10 protein-coding genes are annotated in these 14,999 nt (G+C 71.4%); 6 read left to right on the plus strand and 4 right to left on the minus strand.

Going from position 1 to position 14,999, the window contains the following annotated elements; all coding sequences use genetic code 11:
- Positions 1–4 precede the first annotated feature (4 nt).
- A complete protein-coding gene (locus OG505_RS07195) occupies positions 5–4,417 on the plus strand; it encodes a S8 family serine peptidase (protein WP_405431930.1) in 4,413 nt (1,470 codons plus the stop codon).
- A 91-nt stretch (positions 4,418–4,508) separates the two neighbouring features.
- Here the strand turns inward: OG505_RS07195 and OG505_RS07200 are convergent, their stop codons facing one another.
- Complete coding sequence (locus OG505_RS07200; protein ID WP_405431931.1) at positions 4,509–5,012, minus strand: winged helix-turn-helix domain-containing protein; 504 nt, start codon at positions 5,010–5,012, stop codon at positions 4,509–4,511.
- A 300-nt stretch (positions 5,013–5,312) separates the two neighbouring features.
- On the opposite strand from OG505_RS07200, the gene OG505_RS07205 reads away from it, so the two are divergent.
- From OG505_RS07205 to OG505_RS07220, 4 genes are all read left to right on the plus strand, one after another.
- On the plus strand, positions 5,313–6,320 hold the full coding sequence (locus tag OG505_RS07205) for a phosphatase PAP2 family protein (protein WP_405431933.1): 1,008 nt from the start codon (positions 5,313–5,315) through the stop codon (positions 6,318–6,320).
- Positions 6,321–6,388: 68 nt separating this feature from the next.
- Positions 6,389–7,084, plus strand: coding sequence for a response regulator (locus tag OG505_RS07210; RefSeq protein WP_405431934.1), 696 nt, complete (start codon positions 6,389–6,391; stop codon positions 7,082–7,084).
- Positions 7,081–8,550: an ATP-binding protein gene (locus OG505_RS07215; protein WP_405431936.1), complete on the plus strand. Its 1,470-nt coding sequence runs from the start codon at positions 7,081–7,083 to the stop codon at positions 8,548–8,550. The genes OG505_RS07210 and OG505_RS07215 overlap by 4 nt, the downstream gene beginning before the upstream one ends.
- Positions 8,547–9,071 carry a hypothetical protein gene (locus OG505_RS07220; protein ID WP_405431937.1) on the plus strand — a complete coding sequence of 175 codons (525 nt, stop codon included), beginning with the start codon at positions 8,547–8,549 and terminating at the stop codon, positions 9,069–9,071. Before OG505_RS07215 ends, OG505_RS07220 begins: the two co-directional genes overlap by 4 nt.
- A 16-nt stretch (positions 9,072–9,087) precedes the next feature.
- On the opposite strand, the gene OG505_RS07225 is transcribed toward OG505_RS07220, so the two are convergent.
- Together OG505_RS07225 and alr are read right to left on the minus strand one after the other, a co-directional pair.
- Positions 9,088–10,107 carry a D-alanine--D-alanine ligase family protein gene (locus OG505_RS07225; protein WP_405431938.1) on the minus strand — a complete coding sequence of 340 codons (1,020 nt, stop codon included), beginning with the start codon at positions 10,105–10,107 and terminating at the stop codon, positions 9,088–9,090.
- Complete coding sequence (gene alr / locus OG505_RS07230; RefSeq protein ID WP_405431939.1) at positions 10,104–11,258, minus strand: alanine racemase; 1,155 nt, start codon at positions 11,256–11,258, stop codon at positions 10,104–10,106. Before alr ends, OG505_RS07225 begins: the two co-directional genes overlap by 4 nt.
- 277 nt (positions 11,259–11,535) lie before the next feature.
- Between alr and OG505_RS07235 the strand changes: the two genes are divergently transcribed.
- Positions 11,536–12,405: an LLM class F420-dependent oxidoreductase gene (locus OG505_RS07235; protein ID WP_405431941.1), complete on the plus strand. Its 870-nt coding sequence runs from the start codon at positions 11,536–11,538 to the stop codon at positions 12,403–12,405.
- 184 nt (positions 12,406–12,589) lie between these two features.
- On the opposite strand, the gene OG505_RS07240 is transcribed toward OG505_RS07235, so the two are convergent.
- Complete coding sequence (locus OG505_RS07240; RefSeq protein WP_405431942.1) at positions 12,590–14,851, minus strand: catalase; 2,262 nt, start codon at positions 14,849–14,851, stop codon at positions 12,590–12,592.
- Between the last annotated feature and the right edge of the window lie 148 nt (positions 14,852–14,999).

Below are 14,999 nucleotides of genomic sequence, written 5' to 3' on the forward strand. Positions count from 1 at the left end.
ACCGATGATCAGACGTCCACAATGGAGACGCACGGCCAGATCGCTGGTCAGCGCCAGCGCGGCGATGATCCTCGCCGCCACATGCCTGGCCAGCGTCGGCTCCGGCGCGCAGGCCGCGCCCGGTTCGCTGGGAGCGGGCACCGCCGCCGGGGACAAGATCCGACCGGAGCTCGCCCGCCAGCTTGCGGCCAAGGGCGCAGGGGACTTCTGGATTCGGTTCAAGGACCGGGCCGACCTGAGCAAGGCCAGTGCCATCAAGGACTGGACGAAGCGCGGCGCGGCCGTCGCGCAGACGCTGCGGGAGACCGCCGCCGGGAGCCAGGGCAGGATCCGCGCCGAACTCGACAGCTCGGGTACCAAGTACCAGACCTTCTGGGCCACCAACGCCATCAAGGTGAACAGCGGCTCCCTGGCGATGGCGCAGAAGTTCGCCGCCCACGCCGAGGTCGAGGGCCTCTACGCCCCGGTCGCCTACAAGCTGCCGGAACTCACCAAGGGCACCGACGAGAAGACCGTCAACGCCGTCGAGTGGGGCGTTGCCAACATCAACGCCGACGACGTGTGGTCCCGGTACGGCGTCACCGGCGAGGGCGTCACCATCGCGAGCATCGACAGCGGTGTGCAGTACGACCACCCGGCGTTGGTGAACTCCTACCGTGGCAACAACGGCGACGGCACGTTCGACCACAACTACAACTGGTTCAACGCCGCCGGGACGTGCGCCGACGCGCCCTGCGACGACGACGGCCACGGTACGCACACCATGGGCACCATGGCCGGCTCCGCCGGCGCGAACCAGATCGGTGTCGCGCCCGGGGTCACGTGGATCGCGGCGAACGGGTGCTGCCCCACCGACGCGGCGCTGATCGAATCCGGTCAGTGGATGCTCGAACCGACCGACCTGCGCGGCCAGAACCCGGACGCCAGCAAGCGGCCGAACATCATCAACAACTCCTGGGGCACCCGGGACCCGTCCAACGAGCCCTTCATGGAGGACGTGACGCTGGCCTGGGCCGCGTCGGGCATCTTCGGGGTGTGGTCCAACGGCAACAGCGGACCGGCGTGCCAGACCAGCGGCTCACCGGGAAGCCTCGCCAGCAACTACTCGACCGGCGCGTACGACATCAACAACACCATCGCCAGCTTCTCGGCCCGGGGCACCGGGCAGAACGGCGAGATCAAGCCCAACATCTCCGCTCCCGGCGTGAACGTCCGGTCGAGTGTTCCCGGCAACGGGTACGGCACCGCCAGCGGCACGTCGATGGCCGCCCCGCACCTGGTGGGTGCGATCGCCCTGCTGTACTCGGCGGCGCCGTCGCTGATCGGTGACGTCGACGGGACCCGTGCGCTGCTCAACGGCACCGCGATCGACAAGGCCGACAACCAGTGCGGCGGCACCGCCGCGGACAACAACGTCTACGGTGAGGGTCGACTGGACGCCCTCGCGCTGCTCAACGCCGCCCCGACCGGTGATGTCGGCACCCTGGCCGGCACGGTCACCGACGCGGCCACCGGCGCACCGATCGCCGGCGCGACCCTGACCCTCACCGGTCCGACCTCGCGTGAGATCACCACCGGCGCCGACGGCACCTACTCGACCCAGGTCCCGACCGGCGACTACCAGGTCGTCGTGTCGGCGTTCGGCTACGGCAGCACCACGAAGTCCGCGACGGTCGCCAACCGCGCGACCACGACGCTCAACGTCGCCCTGACGGCGGTGCCGCGCGTCAACGTCACCGGCTCGGTCACCGACGGCTCCGGCCACGGCTGGCCGCTGTACGCGAAGGTGAGCGTGCGCGGCCCGTCCGGCGTGTACGACTACACGACGCCCTCGAACGGCCGATACAGCATCACGCTGCCGGCCGGTCAGACGTACACCCTGACGTACGAGTCGCAGTACCCGGGCTACCAGAGGGTCACCAAGGAGGTCGTGGTCGGCACCCGCAACGTGACCGCCAACGTCGCGGTGCCGGTGGACACCACCACCTGCACGACGGCGCCCGGCTACACGTTCGGCTCCGACGGCGAGTACGAGACCTTCGACGCGACGACCACCCCGGCCGGCTGGACGGTGGTGGACAACGCGGGCAGCGGTCAGGTCTGGAAGTTCACCGACGACGGCGGCCGGGGCAACCTGACCGGTGGCACCGGCAACTTCGCGATGATCGACAGCGATGACTACGGCGCGGGCACCAGCCAGGACACCTCTTTGGTCAGCCCGGTGGTCGACCTGACCGGCGTCACGGCCCCGGTCATCCGGTTCAACCAGGACTTCAACCAGCTCAACGACGACACCGCCGACGTCGACCTGAGCATCGACAATGGCGCGACCTGGACGAACGTCCTCCGACAGGAGACCGACGTCCGGGGCCCGAAGCTCACCGAGATCCCGATCCCGCAGGCGGCCGGCAAGGCGCAGGTCCAGGTGCGGTTCCGCTACTACGACGCCTCGTACGAGTGGTGGTGGGAGGTCGACAACGTCCTCATCGGCAGCCAGGTCACCTGCGTGCCGGTCGACGGTGGCCTGGTCGTGGGCAACGTCCGCGACAAGAACGACAACAGCTACGTCAACGGCGCCACCGTCACCAGCAACGACCGGCCCGCCGAGAAGGCGGTCACCGTGTCGACCCCGGACGACCCGGGACTGCCCGACGGGTTCTACTGGATCTACTCGACGCTGACCGGCACCCACAAGTTCACCGCGACGGCCGGCAACTACGACAGCCAGAGCAAGCAGGTCGACGTCGAACCCGACTGGGCCACCGCCGCGAACTTCGTCCTCGCGGCCGGCCGGTTGTCGGTGACGCCCACCCAGTTGAGCGCGACGGTCCAGATGCCCAGCGGCAAGGCCACCAGGACGTTCACCGTGACCAACACCGGCGGAGCGCCGGTCGAGGTCGGCTTCGGTGAGCGGGACAACGGCTTCGAGCTGCTGCGGGCGGACGGTTCCCGGGTGACCCGGCAGCAGGTGCTCGGCGCGGCCGGCGCACCGGAGCAGCGGCTGAGCGTCCCGACGTCGTTCGCGGCCAGGGCGTCCGGCAAGGCGACGTCGGCGACCACCGCCGCGCCCGGCCCGCAGGCCGCACCGTGGACGGACATCACCGACTTCCCGACCAACATCATGGACAACCGGGTGGTCACCCTGGACGGCAAGGTGTACTCGATCGGTGGTGGTGACGGAAGCGCCTCCACCGCGAAGACCTACGCCTACGACCCGGTCGCGCAGACCTGGACGGCGGCGGCCGACCTGCCCGGCGCCCGCAACGCGCTGACTGTGGGCGTGGTCGGCGGGAAGATCATCGCAACGGGTGGTTGGGGCGCCGAGGGCCCCGACGCCGCCACCTGGTCGTACGACCCGGGGGCCAACAGTTGGACCGAACTGGCCGACAACCCGGCGCCGCGGTCCGCGGCCGGGCAGGCCGTCGTCGGCGGCAAGCTCTACGCCGTCGGCGGCTGCACCACCTCGGCATGTGTGCCGATGTCGAACACCGTGGTCCGCTACGACCCGGGCACCGACGCCTGGGAGACGCTGGCGAACTATCCGAAGTCGGTGGCCTTCGCCTCCTGCGGCGGGATCGACGGCGTTCTCTACTGCACCGGTGGCAACGATGGCACCGCGGCGCAGAAGGCCAGCTACGCCTACGACCCGGGCGCCAACACGTGGACCGCCATCGCGGACGCGCCGACGGACAACTGGGCCAGCTCGTACGCGGTGGCCAGCGGCAAGCTCCTCGTCGTGGGCGGTTCGCAGGGCGGCGCCATCAGCAACGCCGGCTTCGCCTACGACCCGGCCACCAGCTCGTGGTCGAACCTGCCGAACGCCAACACCGCCCGGTACCGGGGCGGCGCGGCGTGTGGCTTCTACAAGATCGGTGGCTCGTCGGGCAGCTTCAACGCGGCACCGGACAGTGAGGTGCTGCCGGGCTTCGAGGGGTGCGTCGAGGCGGCGGCCGACGTCAGCTGGATGACGATCGACAAGTCGACAGTCACCCTCGCGCCGGGGGAGAAGGTCACGGTCGCCGTCGCGATGACGGCGAACGTGGACCAGCCGGGCACCTACTCGGGTGCGGTCACGATCAAGGAGAACACGCCGTACTCGGTGGCGCCGGTGGCGGTGACCATGACGGCGACGCCCCCGAAGACCTGGGGCAAGCTGATGGGCACGGTGACCGGAACCAGTTGCCAGGGCGCGACCTCGCCGATCGCCGGCGCGGTCGTCCAGGTCGACTCGTGGGCGATGTCGTGGACGTTCGCGACCGACAGCGCCGGCAGGTACGCCTACTGGGTGGACCGTCGGAACAACCCGCTCACGATGATCGTCGCCAAGGACGGCTGGAAGCCCCAGACCCGTCAGACGAGGATCGACACCGCGACTCCCGCGGTGGAGAACTTCGGGTTGGCACCCATCCGGTGCTGACACCGCAGCGGTAGGCGGTAGCGCACTGATCCGGCCCGCCTGGTCCTCGACCAGGCGGGCCGGACCGGCCTTCGCGACGGTCGGCGTGCGCTCAGACGGGCGCGAGCCGGAAGCCGACGCCGCGGACCGCGTGGATCGTGGTGGCGGCGTCGAGTCGGGCGAGCTTGCGACGCACCCGACGAACCACGGAGTGCATGTCGGACCCGCGGCCGAGGTGCCGGTTGCCCCAGACCTCAAGGTGCAGTCGCTCGTAGGTCCAGACCTGGCCGGGAGCGTCGACCAGGCAGAGCAGCACGTCGTGCTCCAGTCGGGTCAGGTCGATCTCCTGGTCCCGCCAGCGCAGCACCCGACGGTCGGAGTCGACGCTCAGATCCGGCGGTGGCTGCGGGCTCGGCGCCACCTCCGCGAGCACGGTCTGGACGGGGAGCGGTGCGACGGGGGGCATCTCGACCACCCCGAGGAACTCCCGCGCCTGGTCCACGTTCGAGACGATCAGGAAGGCGTCGGTCCCGCCGAGCAGGCGGGCCAACTGCCGGCGCTCGGCCGGCGAGGACGCGATGCCGATGACCAGCGAGGCGACCGGAATTCCCTGCATTGCCCAACCCCTTCCGGTTCCCCACGATCACTCCGGATGGTTTTCGCACCGCCGAGGACGACCATCGATCGGCGTCCTGACCCTAGTGGTGGCTCGTCTCGGCTGGGTAAAACATAGTTTCATGTAAGCATGTAAATGTGTGTGGACGTCGCGGCCGTGCGGACGGCTTGGCGACAAAAAGGGTCGGCGGGAGTTCGGGGAGCGGGACCGCTCGGTTTTTTCGGTGGTGACCGGCGGTTGTGACAGAACGAAGACAATCCACGGACGGCGTCCGGACCTGGCGGGCCGAACATGGTCGACATGCCGCACGGATCGTCGTACCCCGTCAGTCGGTCCTCGCCCGACCCCGCGCGGGCGGTGCCGTCCGGCCGCGCCGCCGTCCCGCCGGGCCTGCGGCTGCTCGCAGCGGCTGTCTGTTTCCTGCTCGCCCTGGGCCTCACCGGCCTGTTGTTCGTGTGGACCGACCGGGGTCAGTGGGTCGACGGGCTGCTCCTGCCGCGTGCCGAACGGGGTGGCGGATACGAGCAGCCCGGTGATCTGTTCGGGCCGGCGACGGTCGTCCTGCGGCACTTCGGCCGGCCGACGCTGCTCGCTGCCCTGCTCGGCGGGGTGCTGGTGGTGGGTCTGCTCGGTCGCCGGCTGCGGGCCGGGGTCGTGGGCGTGGGCATGGTGCTCTGCGCGGTCGCGACGGCCGGTGCGGTGAAGTCGGCACTGCCCCGTCCGGACTTCGCGATCGAGGGCTCGACCACCCACAACAGCTTTCCCAGCGGCCACGTCGCGGTCGCGACGGCTCTGGTGCTGGCCTACCTGCTGGTCCTGCCGGGCTGGGCCCGACGGTGGTTGGTCGTGCCGGGCGCGGCGGGTGTGTCGGTGATCGGCCCGGCCACCATGATCGCGGGCTGGCACCGGTTCAGTGACGTGCTCGGTGGCGTCCTGCTGAGTGCGGCGCTGTTCTGCCTGGCCGCGGCGGCGCTGACGGTCCGACGTGGCGGCGCCGCGCCGCGCCCGCGTGCCACGCCGGTCGCCGGTCGCGCTTGGCGCCCGTTCGCCGAGGGGGTGGTGGGGTTGATCGTGCTCGGCGGGGTGGTTCGGGTGCTGCTGCCCGGTCTGGCCGCCGCACTGCCGTGGGGGCCGCTCGTGGCCATCCTGGCGGCGGCCGGGCTGACGGCGCTGGCGGTGGGCCTGGCGGTCTTCCTGGTGCGATCGGTGGAGTTCACCGGGCCGGTGGATCCGCCGCAGCGGCGGGCGGCCCACCCGGGGGCCGTGGAGCGCCTGCTGGCGACGGACAGCCGGACGGCAGGGCGCTGACGGGTCGATATCCGAGCGCGAGACATCGACCAAAGGCGAACAACTCTCATGATGGAATACTGGACGGCATGCCACAGGTCCTGCTGATCGAAGATCACCAGACGGTCCGCGACGGACTGCAGTTGGCGCTCACCCGGCAGGGTCATTCGGTGGTCGCCGTGGCGACCGGTGAACAAGGCTTGGAACGACTGCGGACGGCGGCGTCCGACGTGGTGGTCCTCGATCTCATGCTGCCCGGTATGGACGGGTTCGAGGTGTGCCGCCGGATTCGGCAGCAGGGCGACCTGCCCATCATCATGCTCACCGCCCGCAACGACGACATGGACGTGGTTGCCGGCCTGGAGGCGGGCGCCGACGACTACGTGGTCAAGCCGGTGCAGGCCCGAGTGCTCGAGGCGCGCATCCGGGCGGTGCTGCGACGCACCGGCGGCGACTCGCGGCGCCCCGGCCCCGAGCGGCCCGGGCTGCACCAGCACGGCGCCCTGACCATCGACCGGGCCGCACTGGTGGTCAGCAAGGACGGGGCACCGGTCAGCCTGGCCCCGACGGAGCTGCGGCTGCTGCTCGAACTCGCGCACACGCCGGGCCAGGTGCTCAGCCGCCAGCAACTGCTGGAGGCCGTGTGGGAGCACGGGTACCTCGGCGACTCGCGGCTGGTGGACGCCTGCGTCCAGCGCGTGCGCGCCAAGATCGAGGACGAGCCGTCGGCGCCGGTCTACATCCAGACGGTACGCGGCTTCGGATACCGGTTCGGGCCGCTGTGACCCCTTGGCACTGGGCCCGCGCCGTGGCACTGGGCCTGCGCGTCCGCCTGCTCCTGGCCTTCGCCCTGCTGGGCGTGACCACCACGGCGGTGGTGGCCAGCGGAAGCTACTTCCAGGCCCGGACGGTCATCCTCCAGCAGGCGCAGGACGCGGCGGTGGCGTCGCTGACCGACCAGCTGTCGAAGGTGTACCCGGTCGTCAGTCTGCCGCCGAACCAGGAGGAACTCGACCTGCTGGCCCAGCGCCTCTCCGACCGGGAGGGGGAAGCCATGGTCCGCTACGGGGATCTGTGGGCGCAGAGCGTCGTCGACGAGGCCGACGTGCTCACCCCGGAGCTGCGGCAGGAGGTGGCGGACGGTCACATCGCCTGGCAGCGTGTCGATCGCCACGGACAGCCCCTGCTGCTCATCGGCACGCAGCTCAGGTTCGACCGGTCCGACGGAACGTCCGTGCCGTCGGGCGTGGAGGTCTACTCGGTGCGCAGCCTCGCCTCCGAACAGCAGAGCATCGACCGGCTCGCCATGTTGGCGTGGGTGACCGGCGGTCTCTCCCTGATCCTCGCCGTCCTGCTGGCCCTGCTGGCCGCGCAGGGCGTGTTGCGGCCGGTACGGGAACTGGGCCGCGCGGCACGCCGGCTCGGCGAGGGTGACCTGTCCACCCGGCTGACCGTGCGGGGAGTCGACGAACTGGCCGACGTGGCCCGCACCTTCAACGACACCGCCGGAACCCTGGAGCGTCAGGTCGGGGAGCTGCGGCGGATGGAGGCCGACGCGCGGCGCTTCGTGGCCGACGTGTCGCACGAACTCCGTACGCCCCTGGCCGCGATGACGGCGGTCACCGATGTGCTGGACGAGGAGGCGGACCGGCTGCCGCGGGACGCCGGCCAGGCCGCCCGGCTCGTCAGTCAGGAGACGCAGAACCTCACCCAACTGGTCAACGACCTCATCGAGGTCAGCAGGTTCGACTCCGGCACCGCCCGGCTCGCCCTCGACGACGTCGACGTCGCCGCGGCGGTCAACGCGACCCTGCGGCTGCGGCGGTGGGCCGATCGGGTGCAGACGGATCTGCCATCCGGTGTCGTCGCCCGGCTCGATCCCCGCCGGCTGGACGTCATCGTCGCCAACCTGGTCGGCAACGCCTTTCGGCACGGCACCGACCCGGTGTCCGTACGCCTGCGTGCCGAACCGGACTGGATCACCATCGAGGTCGCCGACCACGGGCCGGGGTTGGACCCGGAGGTGCTGCCGCACGTCTTCGACCGCCTCTACAAGGCCGACACCGCGCGGACCCGCTCCGAGGGCAGCGGCCTCGGCCTCGCCATCGCCTGGGAGAACGCGCGCCTGCACCGGCACGCCGGCCAGTCGGGAAGCCTGGTGGCGGGCAACACCCCCGACTGCGGCGCGGTGTTCACGCTGCGCCTGCCCCGGATGGCGTCAGAGACCGTGGACGCCGGAGGCGTACGGTGAACGGCGCGTGCCGGCCGCGTGCGGTGCCGCGCCGACGCGTGGCGCGGACGCTGCTCGCGGGCGGGCTCCTGCTCACCCTGCTCACGGCGGGCTGCGGAGTGCGGCCCAGCGGCGTCATCACCGGCCGCTCCGCGGTGAGCGGGCCGTCCGCAGGCGTGCGCCTCTACCTGATTTCGCACGGCGAGCTGGCGCTGGTCCTGCGCGCCACGAAACCCGGCCCCGGTCCCTCGTCGCCGGCCGATGCGCTCGCGCTGCTCGCGGCCGGTCCCACCCCGACCGAGCGGCAGGCGGGGCTCAGCAGCGAGGTGCCATCCGACGCCGCGCCGGCAAAGGTGGCGCCGAGTGTCGACGAGCCCGGCATCACGGTGACGATGTCGGGCGCCGTGCTGCCGCTGTCGACCGTCGCGGCCAACCAGATCATCTGCACCGTGGTGTTCGCCATGCCGGGAAGGGATGCCACCCCGGTCACCCTCGTCGGGCCGGACGGCACCCGGCCGGCCTGGCCCTGCCCGCTCGAGTGACCGGGGTGAACGCCGCTCACACCAGATCGACCGCCCGCGCCGGCCGGGGCAGCCCGGACGGGGTGGCCCGAGGACGGTCGACCAGCGCGCCGGAGATCAGGATGTCGAGCAGGGCGGGAAACTCGATCCCGGCCCGCTGCCAGATCTGCGGGAACTGCGACGCGGCGGTGAATCCCGGGAAGGTGTTGACCTCGTTCACGATGGGCTCCGCGCCCTCGCCGGAGAGGAAGAAGTCGACCCGCAGCAGACCTCGGCAGTCGAGGGCGTGGAAGGCGCGAATGGCCCGGTCCTGGAGCACCTCGGTGGTGGCCGGGTCGAGCGGGGCGGGAATCTGAAAGACGGCCCCGCCGTCGTACTTCGCGTCGTAGTCGAAGAAGCCGGCGCCGTTCACCCGGATCTCCAGGGGCGGCCCGGCCTGCACCCGGCCGTCGGGGTGCTGCAGAACGGCGACGTCGATCTCCCGTCCGCGCGCACCCTGCTCGACGAGCACCTTCGGATCGACCTTGCGGGCCTGCTCGACCGCGGCGGGCAGCGCCGCCCAGTCCGTCACCCGGACCACGCCCAGGCTGGAGCCGGCCCGGGCCGGCTTGACGAAGACCGGCAGGTCCAGTCGCTGCCGCTCGACCGGCGACAGGTGCTCCCCGGGTCGCAGGGTCACACCCGGGCTCACCCGCAGGCCGTCCGCGGCGAGGAGCCGCTTGGTGACGCCCTTGTCCATGCCCGCCGCGCTGGCGAAGACGCCGTTGCCGACGTACCGCACGCCGAGCCATTCCAGCAGCGACGCGACCGTGCCGTCCTCGCCGTACGGACCGTGCAGGGCCGGGAACACCACGTCCTGGGCGCGCAGCACCCGTAACGCCTGCGGCAGGGCAGTGGGACGGCCGCCGACGTGCCACCCGCCGTCGGTGTCGATGAGCACCTCGGTGACCTGGTACCGCTCGTGGTCCAGCCCGACCAGGATGCTTTCCCCCGAGCGCCGCGACACCTCGTGCTCGCCGCTCTGTCCGCCGTACAGCACTGCCAGTCGCGTTGTCATGCGACGTCCCTTTCCTGGAGATGGTCGCGGCCCACTCGGGCCCCGATGCCGGTCAAGATTTCGTGTGGGTTGGTGCCGGCCCAGCGCGCCCATTCGGCGACGGTCGGCGGGGTGGCGGTCGGCGGGGTGGCGTCGGCCGCTGCGGGGCCGAGAACGACGACCGGATCGCCGATGGTCACCGGCAGGTCACCCGCGTCGACCACGCACTGGTCCATGGCGATGCGCCCGACGACCGGGCAGCGCCGGCCGCCGAGCCACACCTCGGCGCGGCCCTCGGTGGCCCGGGGCAGCCCGTCGGCGTACCCGAGCGGCAGCAGCGCCAGCGTCGTCGGCGCGGAGGTCACGTACTCCGGCCCGTAGGAGACGCCCGTGCCGGCGGCCACCCGCTTCACGTTGACCACGGTCGTCCGTAGCGTCAGGGCCGCGCGCAGACCGAACGCGCCGGGACCGATCGCGCCGAACGGGTCGACGCCGTAGAGGGCCAGCCCGATCCGGCAGAGGTCGAAGCGGGTCCGGGGCGCCGACAGCGCCGCCGCCGAGTTGGCCAGGTGCACGAGGTCGGGATCGAGGCCAGCGCCGCGGGCGATGTGCAGCGCCTCGGAGAACGTTCGCACCTGACGGGCCAGCCCCGGGGTGCCGGGCACGTCCGCGTCGGCCAGGTGCGACCACACGCCGCGCACCCGGACCGCACCCTCCACCTCGTACTTTCGGGCCCAGGTGACCAGGTCGGGCCAGTCGTCGCGGCCGGCGCCGTTGCGGGTCAGGCCGGTGTCGGCCTTGAGCTGCACCGTCACGGGCACGCCGAGGCGCAGGGCCGCGTCGGCCACGGCGTGCAGGTGGGTAATCGTCGAGACGCCGACGTCGACGCCCGCGTTGATCAACTTGTCGAAGTCGTCGTTCGGTCGGTGCAGCCAGCTCAACGTGGGCGCGGTGATGCCCGCGGCACGCAGGGCCAGCGCCTCGGACGCCGAGGTCACCCCCAGCCAGGTGGCGCCGGCGCGCAGCGCGGCCCGGGCGACCGGCACCGCCCCGTGGCCGAACCCGTCCGCCTTCACCACGGCCATCAGCTCGGTGTCGGTGACCGCGGCGACCGTGCGTACGTTGTCGGCGATCGCCCCGAGGTCGATCACCGCCTCGGCCAGCGCGCTCATCCGGCCACCACCGGGCCACGCGTGCCGGGGAGCCGCCGTCGGTGGCGGAACCGGACGCGCCTGTCGGCGTCGTACCCGTCGGGTCGCGAACCGGTGAAAGACAGCTCTTGGATCACTCAGCAGAAGGTGCCAGCCGGATATCCGCGCCCGATCCACGAATTGTCATGAACCGGTAATGGACTCCGCCGGATCGTCGTACCGGGACCACGACCATCGAGCCGGCGACGCGTTGGGAACCGGGGGAGCGCTACCAGGCTCGATCGCGGAGGTGCCGAACATGAAGCTCGGGCTGCACTACTGGAATTTCTCGACTCCGGCCGATCCGGCCACCATCGCGCCGACCCTCACCGAGGCGGCGACCATCGCCGAACAGGCCGGCGTGGCCTCGTTCACGGTCATGGACCACTACTTCCAGATGGAGGCGCTGGCCTCGGCCGAAGAGCCGATGTTGGAGGCGTACACGACGCTGGGCTACGTCGCGGCGCAGACCCGTCGAATGACGCTCGGTGTGCTGGTCACCGGTGTCATGTACCGCTATCCCGGGCTGCTGGCCAAGACCGTGACGACCCTCGACGTGCTCTCCGGCGGCCGGGCCCGGCTCGGCATCGGCGCGTCCTGGTACGAGCGGGAGCAGCGCGGGCTCGGAGTGCCCGTGGTGCCGGTCGCCGAGCGGTTCGAGCGGCTGGAGGAGACGCTGCGGATCTGCCGGCAGATGTGGAGCGACAACAACGGGCCGTTCGACGGGCGGCACTACCAGCTCACGGAGACGATCAACTCGCCCCAGCCGTTGCGTCGTCCGCACCCGCCGATCATGATCGGCGGCAGCGGCGAGAAGAAGACGCTGCTGCTGGTCGCCCGGTACGCCGACGCCTGCAACCTGTTCGGCACGGGCGCTGAGGGGATCGCGCACAAGCTGGACGTGCTGCGGGGGCACTGCGCCGCCGAGGGCCGCGACTACGACAGCGTCACCAAAACCATGCTGGCCTCCAAGCCGCCGCTGGAGGATCGCGACGCGTTCCTCGCCGAGGTGTCCGACTACGCCGCGCTCGGTGTCACCGAGGTGCAGGTCACGCCGGACCGGCACCCCGTGGAGTTCGCCCGGCGGCTCGGCGACGAGGTGCTGCCGCGGCTGGCCGACATCGGCTGACGCGGGCGCGGCCGACCATAGTGAACACATATCTCGCCCCTTCTTGTCACCGATCGGCATGAAGTTCTGGAGTTCTCGGCCAGGGCGAATTTGTCGGATGGGGAAACGAGTAGCCGGCTGCTCGCCCGCGACGACGAGGGCCGCCCGCGCGCCGAAGCGGGGGACGGCCCTTGTCGGTGATCGATCAGCCGACCGAGGCGGGGAACCTCTCCCACACCCGGTGCGCGGCCATCAACTGCTGCACTCCGGTCAGCGCCTCGGCGCCCGAACCGGCGGACACGACGCCCGGGGTGCCCGCCACTCCGGCCTGCTCCAGCACGGTGACGCCGGCGCCCCAGGCGCCGATCGCCTTGGCGTGCCGCCAGCACTCCTCGACCAGGAGCAGCACGCGGGGATCGACGGTCGCCGCGTCCGGTCGGCCGGCCTTGGCGTCACGGGCGGGCAGCGCGTCCGGTGCGGGCACCGGCGCCCCGGCCAGCAGGAGCGCGTCCAGCTCGACCGACCGGCCGGTGGCGAAGGTCCGCTGGACGGGCAGGTCGCCCACCATGCCCCCGTGCGGGGCGATCAGCAGCGGCACCATGCCGGCCTCGAACACGGCCCGGCGGACCTCGCCGACGCCGTCCAGGTCACCGTCGGGGTCCACGACGATCCCGACCATGCGACCGTCGGCGGGCCACGCCTTGCCGACCTGCGACAGGGCCGGGCTCGGCGCGACGTCGGCCAGCGGCACCGTCGGCTGCGGCGCGGGCAGCCCCAGGCCGGTGGCGACCTGCTCGCACAGCACCGGGTCGATGTTGGCGAGGCACCGGAGCTGGCGCTCCTTGATCGCCTGGTGGTAGCACTTGCCCAGCTCGAAGGTGTACGCCCGGATGATGTGCTCCTTCTCGATCGGCGACATGCTCAGCCAGAACAGGCGTACCTGGCTGTAGTGGTCGTCGAACGACGCGGGGTTGGCCCGCACCTTGGGCGCCTGCGCCACGGTCACCGGCACGTCGAGGAACGCGTTCTCGGCGTCGCCGGCCGGGAAGGGGTTGCCACCGTCGAGCGAGTTCGGCCGGTACGGCGCCACTCCGGCGTGCACGGCGTGCTGGTGGAAGCCGTCGCGCAGCATGTCGTTGACGGCGGCGTGCGGGCGGTTGATCGGGATCTGTGCGAAGTTCGGCCCGCCGAGGCGGGTGAGCTGCGTGTCGACGTACGAGAAGAGCCGGCCCTGCAACAGCGGGTCGTTCGTGACGTCGATGCCCGGCGGCAGGTGGCCGAGGTGGAAGGCGACCTGCTCGGTCTCGGCGAAGAAGTTCGTCGGCGTCCGGTTGAGGACGAGCCTGCCGATCGGCTGCACCTCCGCCAGTTCCTCCGGAACGATCTTGGTGGCGTCCAGCAGGTCGATCCCGGCGAAGGTCTCCTCGGGGGTGTCGGGGAAGACCTGGATGCCGAGTTCCCACTCGGGGAACGCGCCGGCCTCGATCGCGTCGTAGAGGTCCCGACGGTGGAAGTCGGGGTCGATGCCGCCGAGCATCTGCGCCTCCTCCCAGGTCAGGGAGTGCACGCCGAGCTTCGGCTTCCAGTGGAACTTCGCCAGCACCGTCTCCCCGGCCTCGTTGACGAGGCGGAAGGTGTGCACACCGAAGCCCTCCATCGTCCGGTACGAGCGCGGGATGCCCCGGTCGGACATGTTCCACATGGCGTGGTGCTGCGCCTCGGTGTGCAGCGAGACGAAGTCCCAGAAGGTGTCGTGCGCGCTCTGCGCCTGCGGGATCTCCCGGTCGGGGTGCGGCTTCGCGGCGTGGATGATGTCGGGGAACTTGATGGCGTCCTGGATGAAGAAGACCGGCATGTTGTTGCCGACCAGGTCGAAGGTGCCCTCGTCGGTGTAGAACTTCGTCGCGAAGCCACGGGTGTCCCGGACCGTGTCGGCCGAGCCGCGCGATCCGAGCACGGTGGAGAACCGGACGAAGACCTCCGTCTCGCGCCCCTTCTTGAGGAAGCCGGCCCTGGTGACCGCCTCGGCGGTGCCGTAGGCCGTGAACACCCCGTGCGCGCCCGCGCCCCGGGCGTGCACCACGCGCTCCGGAATGCGCTCGTGGTCGAAGTGTGTGATCTTTTCGCGCAGGTGGTGGTCCTGGAGCAGCACCGGCCCCCGGGGCCCGGCCTTGAGCGAGTGGTCGGTGTCGCGCAGTCGCGCCCCGTTCGCCGTGGTGAGGTACGCGCCCTGCTGGCCCTTCGCGGTCGGCGGCACGCCGGTCTCGGCGCCGGTCGGCGTACGGGTCTGCGGTTGGCCCTGTTCCGGCTTCGGCGGCAGCGGGTCGTGGGGCGAGGTCGGTTCCTCGACGGGTGGGGGCGCGCTGCCCGGGGCGCCGGGCACCTCGGGCGTCAGAGCGTCGGCGATCTTCTCGGAGGCGGTCTTCACGACGTTCTTGACCGCCTCGGCGGGCTTGCTGGAATCCACTGGCTGAACCTCTCCCTGGAGCGTTTGGGCAGGCCCCTGCACCCCTACCCCTGGTCGGAGGGTCGAAACGCGCGGAAGGTCCGATCTGCGGGCGGGACTGGTGATTTCACCGATGCGGGGGTCGAGCGAAGCGGCGAAGACTGACGAA

This window comes from Micromonospora sp. NBC_00617 (assembly GCF_045161355.1).
GTDB lineage: Bacteria > Actinomycetota > Actinomycetes > Mycobacteriales > Micromonosporaceae > Micromonospora.